The sequence below is a fragment of the Thiocystis violacea genome, assembly GCF_016583565.1.
GTDB classification, from domain to species: domain Bacteria; phylum Pseudomonadota; class Gammaproteobacteria; order Chromatiales; family Chromatiaceae; genus Thiorhodococcus; species Thiorhodococcus violaceus_A.
Genome location: NZ_NRRF01000053.1, coordinates 23,377 through 33,345, shown reverse-complemented (window position 1 = coordinate 33,345; position 9,969 = coordinate 23,377). Strand labels below are relative to the sequence as shown.

7 protein-coding genes and 1 pseudogene are annotated in these 9,969 nt (G+C 62.5%); 3 read left to right on the top strand and 5 right to left on the bottom strand.

Annotated features, from left to right (window positions below; translation table 11 throughout):
- Window positions 1-371: 371 nt before the first annotated feature.
- Window positions 372-973, bottom strand: a pseudogene (locus CKO23_RS17995) (transposase); the annotation flags it as partial.
- Window positions 974-1,339: 366 nt separating this feature from the next.
- Between CKO23_RS17995 and CKO23_RS17990 the strand changes: the two are divergent.
- Complete coding sequence (locus CKO23_RS17990) at window positions 1,340-1,711, top strand: Hpt domain-containing protein (protein WP_200333205.1); 372 nt, start codon at window positions 1,340-1,342, stop codon at window positions 1,709-1,711.
- Window positions 1,712-2,239: 528 nt separating this feature from the next.
- Window positions 2,240-2,734 carry a L,D-transpeptidase gene (locus CKO23_RS17985; protein WP_242482542.1) on the top strand — a complete coding sequence of 165 codons (495 nt, stop codon included), beginning with the start codon at window positions 2,240-2,242 and terminating at the stop codon, window positions 2,732-2,734.
- Window positions 2,735-2,932: 198 nt separating this feature from the next.
- On the opposite strand, the gene CKO23_RS17980 is transcribed toward CKO23_RS17985, so the two are convergent.
- The 4 genes from CKO23_RS17980 to CKO23_RS17965 form a co-directional block, all read right to left on the bottom strand.
- Entirely contained in the window at window positions 2,933-3,463 is a 531-nt protein-coding gene (locus CKO23_RS17980; RefSeq protein ID WP_242482541.1) for a hypothetical protein, read from the bottom strand.
- A gap of 1,205 nt (window positions 3,464-4,668) precedes the next feature.
- Entirely contained in the window at window positions 4,669-5,205 is a 537-nt protein-coding gene (msrA, locus tag CKO23_RS17975; RefSeq protein ID WP_200333204.1) for a peptide-methionine (S)-S-oxide reductase MsrA, read from the bottom strand.
- A gap of 129 nt (window positions 5,206-5,334) precedes the next feature.
- The gene (locus tag CKO23_RS17970; RefSeq protein ID WP_346014636.1) at window positions 5,335-6,780 is read right to left on the bottom strand and encodes a sigma-54-dependent transcriptional regulator; all 1,446 of its coding nucleotides are present in this window, start codon (window positions 6,778-6,780) and stop codon (window positions 5,335-5,337) included.
- A complete protein-coding gene (locus tag CKO23_RS17965) occupies window positions 6,777-7,361 on the bottom strand; it encodes an NUDIX hydrolase (protein WP_200333202.1) in 585 nt (194 codons plus the stop codon). Before CKO23_RS17965 ends, CKO23_RS17970 begins: the two co-directional genes overlap by 4 nt.
- 89 nt (window positions 7,362-7,450) lie before the next feature.
- Between CKO23_RS17965 and hypF the strand changes: the two genes are divergently transcribed.
- On the top strand, window positions 7,451-9,805 hold the full coding sequence (gene hypF / locus CKO23_RS17960) for a carbamoyltransferase HypF (RefSeq protein ID WP_200333201.1): 2,355 nt from the start codon (window positions 7,451-7,453) through the stop codon (window positions 9,803-9,805).
- The last annotated feature ends 164 nt before the right edge of the window (window positions 9,806-9,969 follow it).

Sequence of the window (9,969 nt, the reverse complement as noted above, 5' to 3'; positions counted from 1 at the left end):
TCTGACCTTCAGGCTTGTGCCGTCGAGTCATTACACTTCCGAGCGGCTGACTAAGCCTTACTCGGGAGAGCTTCCCGCTTGCGCGGTTCTCTCACAGTCGGCAACCATTGCCAGGTCACCCAGGTCTAGCTTTGTAGCATCGCAGCAGAGCCTCAAGCACCTGGGGTTGAAGCATTGAGAGGCGTTGACGCTTGTTGACGATCGCGGTTAGTGCGTCTAGCAGCCTGTCGGACTTAACGGTCAGAATCGCTTTTCGAGCGCTCTTAGGGGCGAAAAATAGCGAGACTTTGGCGCTAAACGCTGTTTTTCTTGGTTTTTCATTATTGCGGGCGCAGCACGGCCACCAGGCACACCAGGGTCCATTCGCCCTAGACGTTCTGCAGCCCACGGGTCAGGAACTGACGGAAACCCATCACGAATTTGATGATCCCGAAGACCGGTTCGACGGTCTGCTTGCGCAGCGCATAGGCCACCCGCCCGGCACGGGTCTTGAGTCGATGCGCCATGCGCGCGAACGGGGTCGCCTCGGGCGCCACCTTTGCCGGCTCGCTGAAGCGCTTTGACCAATGGGAGTGATGTTCCTCGTGCGCGCGACCTCCAGCACCTGGATGAACACCGCCTCGAATTCCGCCCTGAACCGCCGCCGGAAGGTCGCCAGGGTGTCGTGATCGGGGTGGTGATTGCAGGCGATGAAGCGAAAGGCCACCGAATCGAACGTGGCCCACTCAATCTTGCGGCTGGAGTAACAGCCCGTGGCGTAGCCGTAGATCAACAGCGAGAGCATCATCGTCGGGTGATAGGGCGGGCTCCCGCGCCCAGCGTACGCCTGTCGCAGGGCGCTTAGATCTAGCGCTTCCACCACCTCGACCACGTAGCGCGCCAGATGCCCTTCGGGCAGCCAGTCCTGTAACGACAACGGCAGCTCCAATGGGAGGTTGCGATCGATCTCCTTGGCCTGCGCCGAGCCCGCCAGTCCCTCGGCGCGGCACGCCGCAATCAGTGAGACGATATTCCGCGTCTTTTGCTGAAGGGGCGCGATGGTGTCGCCGATCTCTTTGGGTGCGGTCCTGGTGCGCATGGCCAGGGTTGAGTCGGCCAGTCGATTCGCCAGCGAATCGATGCGGCCGATGGTCTCCGTGACCTGCGGCTGTCCATGCTGGGCATTGGTGCTGGCCTGGTGTGTCCGCTCAGCCGCCATTTCGGTGTTGCGGGCGATCTCCTCGACGGTCGCGACCATTCCGATCGACATCGGGACGCTGCGGCGGACCATTACAGAATGGCTTGCTAGCCAGCGGCCGCGCACGCGGAGGGTCCAGAGACGAGCTTGGTGGGCGACGCGGTGTCGTCACAACACCCCGAGGACATCTTCGATCCTCGATGTCTTGATCAGCTTGCCGAGAACACCTCCGAGGAGCTGCTTCCGGAGCTGGTCGATATGTTCCTCGACGAGGCGGTCAAGCGTGTCGCGGCGCTTCGACAGCACCACGAGAACGCGAACTTGGAGGCGGTGCAGACAGAGGCCCACAGCCTCAAGAGCGGCTGCGGTACCTTCGGCGCCCTGAGGCTGCAGCACCTGGCTCAGCGGATCGAGATCGCCGCCAAGGACCGCGACCTGGCCGAGCTGAGATCGGCGATGTGCGAACTCCCTGAGCTCGCCGAGGCAAGCTTCGACGCCATCGCCCGCCATCTTGCAGAGCGATCGGCATTCTAGGTCATTTCCGGAAGAGAACAGACCGGCCGCCCCGAGCCGAGCGATCCCGTCGTCACCCTGATCGCTGAGGCGGGATAGACGCGGGTAGCGCTGGAGACGTTACTCATAGAGATGTCACTCATGATTGTCGGTCGCCGAAAACCGCCCAACAACTAAAAATAAATAATTAATTCAATGCATTAAGGAATTTTGGACAGCCTGTCCGGGAGGTCTGTATCATCTGCGCGCAATGACTATACTCCGGACTGGCCTACTTCCATGAATGTCGTGTACCCACTCTCCACATCCCTGCACTCGAATTCGATAGGCATCACTCTATGTCTGTGCCTTGGTCTACTGTTTTCCGGTTGCAGCCAGACCCTAATGACGAAGGGGGACGATATCCCTCCTATCAGCAACCCAATGCTCAATGCAAACTATTCTGAAGACGCGGAGGTACCGTTCGTCGGCGCGCCCAAGAGGGCTATGGGACGAGCTTCCAGGCAGGCGAGCTTTGAGTCAGAGAGCGCATCGCGCAGAACACGGGAGATGGCAGACTGGGTTGTCAGCTCAAAAGACAATCTCAACATGCCGTTTGCGATTGTCGATAAAGTCAATGCCCAGGTCTATGTATTTGACGTGGACGGCCAGCTGCGCGGCTCTGCGCCCGTGCTACTAGGACTGGGGAAGGGTGATCACGTCGCCCCCGGCACTGCCAATAAGCCAATGTCACTGATCCCGCCCTCTCAGCGTACCACGCCAGCAGGGCGTTTCGTGTCGGCAATGGGGCCCAGTTTACATGGAAAGGAAATACTCTGGCTGGACTATGAAAATGCCATATCCATGCATCCGGTCGCTACGAGCAAACCCAAAGAACGGCGGGTGGAACGTCTGGAATCTCCAACGCCGCTCGATAACCGTATTTCGTTCGGCTGCATCAATGTCCCGGCGAAGTTCTTCGACAACGTGATACATAGCACCTTTTCCGGAACCTCCGGTATTGTCTATGTCTTGCCGGAGGAGAAGCCTGTCAAAGAATCATGATCCGGAGGACGTAAGCCCGCATTACCCCTTCACCCATCTCTTGACCTGACTGCATCAGGGCTGGAAGCCCTGATGACGCAGGGATCGGCAGTAACTGGACATACCATGATCATGGTCGACGAGGCTCAAGGCCGTCAATAGGCCATCGAGACGGGCGAACTATTCCTTTCAATAAGGCAAGTGGATTCAATGCTTCTGTTAACGCCGGTACGCTGGTGATTTCCGGCGACATAGCTTAGAGATTGAATGCGGGGTAGAATTCATGCGATTGAATGGTGGTTCCCAGCCTTTCTTCTCGTCGATCCAGCTCGCTAAGGGCATGACTATTGGCAAATGGCCATTCGGACGATACCAGGAGTCAACACTCCAGGGAGTCTTACTTTCCGTATCAATGATAACGGCCGTCCAGTGAACCGAGGCGACATCGAAAAGATTGCGCACTTTAGGAGATGAGACCTGCCAACCGGCGAGTTCCTGGATGTCCTGGAGAATGTGCAGATAGGTGGTCGTGTTGCTTGCGTTATCCACGCAATCCGTCCGCCCATCGACTCCAACCTCGAAGTCGTTGATGGCAAGATCGTTTGCCAAGGACGGCAGATATTTTTGAGCCAGCAACTCCATTTGCCAGACACCAATACGCACGCGCTGTAATCTCTCCTCAATACGCTTACCAGGGCAAAGCCTCATCTGGCTTTTTAACAGGGCGAGATCGTTGCGAGTAAAGGTCATGGTCTGTCTTCGCGCACACGACCAGTTGAAGCAGATGCGCAGCGTGACAGACCCGTTTTGGTTGATGGCGTACTCAGGCGGAAGTGGGACTGATGATCCATGATCGGCATCAAGAAGCTGCCGTGACGCAGCGGCACCGACCAAACCGGAATAACTCATAACGAGAGCAAAGCACCCGTTCATAGCGAGCCGGATAATCATAAGAAGTCGGTACAGATGGAGGAGAAAGGTCGTGCCAACATAAAGGTGATGGCCCCTATGTTGACACTACCTTTTCCGCTAATTGAGCAGTCGAAACTGACGCCTCGATCATCCAACTTATTGCTGCAAACCAGCACGCTAGATATGCACTAACGTCATTTCGATGCTAGCGGTCGATCTGATTGAAACCGAGAGGTGATCAACCCCGGTACGGTTTTGCCTCATACATTGGCGCTGGAGCCGCAGCAGGTGGCGCCGGCTCGTGCTTTGAAGCGGTACTGCAAGCCGAGAGCATCAGCACTAAAGCAACGGCACCAAGAGTGGCGCCAGTAGACACATTGTTCATCGGTTATTACCTATTTGGGGTGGGTGGCAGAGATTCACGCGATTGAAAGTAAGGCAGCGATGGTGCTGACTGACCGCCAATCTCGCTGACTAGAACGCTGACCGTCTCGGCAAGGACTCAGGCACAAAATACGCCCAGACATGTCATCGACAGTTCTCGAAAGAGGCGAAAACGCTTCCCCCAAGCCGACCTGACCTCTACCTATGAACGGTGTCACGATGTAGATACTGCCATGCGATTTAGGGGGCTGCGCGCAGCGCTGTGAGGTCACGAAAAACGTAGAAACCTAACCGCTTGATTTACCTGTTGTGCGCTACCTCGAATCCGGTGCTGAACACCGGGGCACCGCCTGAAAACCTGCGTAAGGCACTGATTATAAGATTTTATAAGAGTTGTATTTTCGCACCTTCAAAGCCCTGTGATCTGTGCGTCATGAGCAACAAGCTTGAGCGGTGACACGAATCGTTGCCCAAGAACCGGTCGTTGTCAAGAAAGATGTCGCGCCAATCGGTCGTCGTTGTGCAGACGCCGACCTCCTTCTTTGGCGTCGGTTTTCCAGGCGCGACTGGCCGGCCGGCCACAAACCCTGGCTGCCGCCACTGGACGCACTCAACCCCTATCCGCGCTTCGTCCGTCGAGGCCCGGCAGGCAGCGGCTGTCAGGCCCGAAGTAGCTCGGCGTGCTTGGCCCGGAGCTTGGCAAGCTTAGGTGAGATCACAACTTGGCAGTAGCCCTGGCCGGGATTGCGGCGGTAGTAGTCCTGGTGGTAACCCTCGGCGGGGTAGAAAGCGGGCAGTGGCTCGAGCTGGGTCACGATGGGGTCCGTCCAAGTGCCGCCGACCGTGAGGCGCTCAATGACGCGCTCTGCGGCCTCGCGCTGTGCCTGCGAGTTGTAGAAGATCACCGACCGGTACTGGGTGCCCACGTCGGCACCCTGGCGATTCAGGGTCGTCGGATCATGGAGCGTGAAGAAGACCTCCAGCAGGGTCTCGAAGTCGATCTGGTCCGCATCGAAACTGACCTGCACCACCTCCGCGTGTCCGCTCGCGCCGCTGCAGACCTGCTGATACGTCGGGTCCGGCCACGCCCCGCCCGCATAGCCGGAGAGGACCGATTGCACACCTCGAACGTCTTGAAAGGCCGCCTCCAGGCACCAGAAGCAGCCGCCGCCAAGAGTCGTCGTCTCGATCGCCATTGATGAGGGTCTCCGCATGAGTTGCGCCGATGACTGGCCAGTGGCCAGCATTGCCCGTGCGTGATCAGCGACTCGCGCGGCGCTGAGATTGGTAGACCGAACCCCGCACGCCATCTGTCACACCTGGGCTCAGGTGGGGACCAACCCGTAGCGCTCAAGCTTGCCGCGCAGCCCGACGCGCGAGAGACCCAGCTCGTCGGCGGCCTGGGTCTTGTTCCAGCGATGGCGGATCAGCGTCTCGCGCAGGATCCGCGCCTCCAGCGCCTCGACCCGGTCTTTCAGGGTCGCGCCCGCAACCCAAGGCGCTGGGCTCGGCTCGGAGACCTGCTCGCCCGCCGCATCCGCGCGCAGAATCCTGGGGTCGAGCAAATCGGCGGTCAGTGTCCGTCCCGAGGCCAAGACCAGCATTCGCTGGATCTCGTTTTGCAGCTCCCGAACGTTGCCGGGCCAGGCATAGCGCCTCATGCACGCCGATGCCTCGGCGCTGAATCCGTCCACCGGCTTGGCGAAATCGCGCACCGCATCGGCCAGGATGCGCTCGGCAATGGGCTCGATATCCATCGCCCGCTCGCGCAGCGGCGGGATGTGCACACGCACCCCGGCCAGTCTGTAGTAGAGATCTTCGCGAAAGCGACCCTCGCGCATCTCCCGCTCCAGGTCCCGATTGGTCGCCGCCACCACACGCACATTGACCGTGCGGCGCCGATTCGAGCCGATCGGCCGGACCTCGCGCTCCTGCAAGACGCGCAGCAGCTTGACCTGAAAGGCGGTGGAGACCTCCCCGATCTCGTCGAGAAAGATGGTCCCGCCGTCGGCCTGCTCGAAGAGCCCGACACGCGCATTCACGGCACCGGTGAAGGCGCCCTTCTCGTGCCCGAAGAGCTCGCTCTCGAGGAGCTGATCGGGCATGGCGCCCGTATTCTCCGCGACGAAGGGCTTGTCCGCCCGGGGCCCGTTGTAGTGCAGCGCCCTGGCCAGCAGCTCCTTGCCCGTGCCGGACTCGCCCGTCAGCAGCACCGGGATGTCATAGGGGGCGATCCGCGCGATCTGCTCGCAGACCCCATTGAGCGGGCTCTCGGGGCTGCGCACGATGCTGTCGAGATCGAAGTTGCGCTTGAGCCGCGCGCGCTGCTGGGCCATGCGCGCCTCCAGCGCATGGCCCGTCATCTTCATCTCCAGCGCCAGCAAGGCGTTCTCGCGCTGCAGCTCGACCAGCCGACAGGCGTTGCGGACGATCAGCAGCAGATTGTCCGGGTGCCAGGGTTTGGTGATGTATTGATGGATGCCGCCGCGATTGATGCCGTCGATGATGTCCTCGGCCTCGGTGTAGCCGGAGATGATGATGCGCGCCATGTCCGGCCAGCGCTCGCGCACCCGCGCCATGAGCTCGACGCCGGTCATCTCGGGCATGCGCTGATCGGAGATGACGACCTGGATCCAGTCCTCTTCCAGAATGCGCTCGGCATCGAAGGCGTTGGTTGCCGCGCGGACGTCGAACTCCTCATCGAGGATGCGGGCCAGCGTGTCGAGCGACAGCGGCTCGTCATCCACCAGCAGAACGCTCGGTCGGGTCACCCGCGCTCCTCGTGAATGGTCACACGCACGCGCGGCTCGTCCGCGCCCCATTCACGGACGATGTCACCCGAGTAGAGGCCGCGATGCCCGCCGGGGCGATCCCGGAAGTAGAGCTTCAGCGTCTCGCGCACCGTCTGGAAGGCGAGCAGCTCCCAGGGGATCTCCCCTTCCTCGAACAGCGCGACCTCCAGACTCTCCTCGCCGGGGCTGAACTCCAGATCCAGCAGTCGGGCGCGAAAGAGCATGTAGACCTGATCGATATGCGGCAGATTGAAGAGGCTGTAGAGCTGGCCGACCTCCACGCGGGCATTGGCCTCCTCCAGCGTCTCTCGGGCAGCGCCCTCGCGGGTGGTCTCGCCGCGTTCCATAAAGCCCGCCGGCAGGGTCCAGAGACCCTGCCGGGGTTGAATCGCCCGGCGACAGAGCAGAATCTTGTCTTCCCACTCGGGAATGCAGCCGACGACGACCTTGGGATTCTGGTAGTGGATGGTCCCGCATGCGGAGCACACATGGCGCTCGCGGTTGTCTCCGGGTGGAACGAGAAGGCTGACGGGCGCGCCGCAGTCACTGCAGTAATTCATCTGTGCTCTGTCGATGGCTGGCGAGGATGCCCCACAGATAGACAGAATTCAGGGCGATTTTCAAGAACCGGGGAGAGCGAGCCAACCTCATGCATGCCGAGATGATCCGCGTTCGCGGTCTGGTTCAGGGCGTCGGCTTTCGCCCGACGGTGTGGCGCCTTGCGCGCGCCCACGGGCTGGTCGGAGAGGTGCTCAACGACGGCGAGGGTGTCCTGATCCGCGCCCAGCCAGCGGTGGGATCTGGCGCGCAGGCCCTGGACGACTTCTGCGCCGCGCTGCGCCTCGAATGCCCGCCGCTCGCCCGCATCGACGCCATCGAGCGGACCCGGCTCGACCAGGCGCTGTCGACCGACACCTTCGTCATTCGCGGCAGCGACCCCTCGCAGGTGCGCACCGGCATGATCCCGGACGCCGCGACCTGCCCGGCCTGCGCCGCCGAGATCCTCGATCGGGCCAATCGGCGCTATCGCTATGCCTTCACCAACTGCACCCATTGCGGACCGCGACTGAGCATCGTCAAGGGCATCCCCTACGACCGCGCGCGCACCAGCATGGCGGTCTTTCCGATGTGCCCAAGCTGCCAGGCCGAATACCAGGATCCCGCCGACCGCCGCTTTCACGCCCAGCCGAACGCCTGCGCCGATTGCGGACCCAGCCTCTGGCTGACCGACGCCGCGGGCGAACGGCTGGACCCCGCGGCCTTGGGCGACCTGGACCCCATCGCCAGCGCGAGCCGATTGCTCGCCGAAGGCCGGATTCTCGCGATCAAGGGGATCGGCGGCTTCCACCTGGCGTGCGACGCAACCAACCTGGCGAGCGTCGTCGAGCTGCGCCGACGCAAACGCCGCTTCGGCAAACCCTTCGCGCTGATGGCACGCGACCTGAGCGTCATCAGGGCCTACTGCGCGGTCGGCGCGGACGAGGAGGCGCTGCTCGCCAGCCCGGCCGCGCCCATCCTGCTCTTGGAGCGGAGCGCGACCGATCCGCCCCGCCCCCTCGCCCCGGACATCGCGCCGGGCCAGCGATCGCTCGGCTTCATGCTGCCCTATAGCCCGCTGCACCACCTCTTGCTGCGGGACTGGGCCAGACCGCTGGTGATGACCAGCGGCAATCTGAGCGAGGAGCCCCAGTGCATCGACAATGCCGACGCGGCCAGCCGCCTGGGTCCGCTGGCCGATTTCAGCCTGCTGCACGATCGGGAGATCGTCAATCGCGTCGATGACTCGGTCGTGCGCCGGATGGCCGGGGCACCCCGGCTGCTGCGGCGTGCCCGCGGCTATGCGCCGACGCCCATCCAGCTGCCGCCAGGCTTCGAGGACACGCCGCCGATCCTCGCACTCGGCGGCGAGCTGAAGAACACCTTCTGTCTGCTGCGCAACGGCTCGGCGATCCTCTCCCAGCACCTCGGCGACCTGGAGGACGCGCGCACCGCGCGTGAGCTGGAAACCACCCTCGAACTCTATCGCGCGCTCTTCCAACACCGCCCGGAAGGCATCGCCGTCGACCTCCATCCGGAGTACCGCTCCACGGTCATCGGGCGGGATCTGGCATCACGGGACGACCTAGCGCTCTTCAGCGTGCAGCATCACCACGCCCATCTCGCCTCCACGCTCGCGGACAACGGCTGGCCGCGCGAGGCCGGCCCGGTGCTCGGCATCCTCCTGGATGGTCTCGGCTATGGGCCAGATGGCACCCTCTGGGGCGGAGAATTTCTCGTCGGCCAGTACCTGGACTACCAACGCGTCGCCCACCTCAAGGCAGTCGCCATGCCCGGCGGCACTCAGGCCATCCTCGAGCCCTGGCGCAATCTCTATGCGCAGCTGGAGGCCGCCGGCGGATGGGACGCAACCCTCGGCCGTTATCCGGACCTGGAGATCCTTCAGCGACTGGCCGAACGACCGCTCGGGGTACTCCGGACCATGATCGCGCGTGCGGTCAATGCCCCCTTATCCAGCTCCGCCGGCCGGCTGTTCGATGCCGTCGCGGCGGCCCTTGGACTCGGCGGGGCGCGCATCAGCTACGAAGGTCAGGCCGCGATCGAACTGGAGGCCCTGGCCGCGGGCGAGCGGCTGGAGCCCGATGGCGGTTACGCCCTCGCGAGCGCCGTCGAGCCCTCGGGCGTGGTGCTGGATCCGTCCCCGATCTGGGACGCCCTCCTCGCGGACCTCGCGCGCGGCGTGCCGAAGGGGCGCATCGCCAGCCGCTTCCACGCCGGCTTGACCGCCAGCATCGTTCGCCTGGCGATCGAGATCGCCCAGCGCCAAGCCCTGAGCACCGTCGCGCTATCCGGCGGGGTCTTCCAGAACCGCATCCTCCTGGAATCCGTCGCCGCGGGTCTGGGCTCGGCGGGTCTGCAAGTGCTGCTGCAACGCCAGGTACCCTCAAACGACGGCGGACTCTCGCTCGGGCAGGCCTGCGTCGGCGCCGCGCGTGCGATGCGATGAGGTGTCCAGCCCTGGGCAATCGCAGGGAGCGACACCCTTCGCCGGCAAGCAGGCTCATGCAATAGCCTTAAACTATTAAATAATATTTATACATAGGATTTGACGATCTTTAGGATACGGTCAAACGATTGGCCGTCAACAGCGCCGACCCATACCCTCCATCC

Excerpts from the sequence above, each read along its gene's own strand:
- hypF (WP_200333201.1), top strand. The coding sequence starts at position 7,451 with ATGCATGCCGAGATGATCCGCGTTCGCGGTCTGGTTCAGGGCGTCGGC.
- msrA (WP_200333204.1), bottom strand. The coding sequence starts at position 5,205 with ATGGCGATCGAGACGACGACTCTTGGCGGCGGCTGCTTCTGGTGCCTG.
- CKO23_RS17985 (WP_242482542.1), top strand. The coding sequence starts at position 2,240 with ATGGCAGACTGGGTTGTCAGCTCAAAAGACAATCTCAACATGCCGTTT.
- CKO23_RS17980 (WP_242482541.1), bottom strand. The coding sequence starts at position 3,463 with ATGACCTTTACTCGCAACGATCTCGCCCTGTTAAAAAGCCAGATGAGG.
- CKO23_RS17965 (WP_200333202.1), bottom strand. The coding sequence starts at position 7,361 with ATGAATTACTGCAGTGACTGCGGCGCGCCCGTCAGCCTTCTCGTTCCA.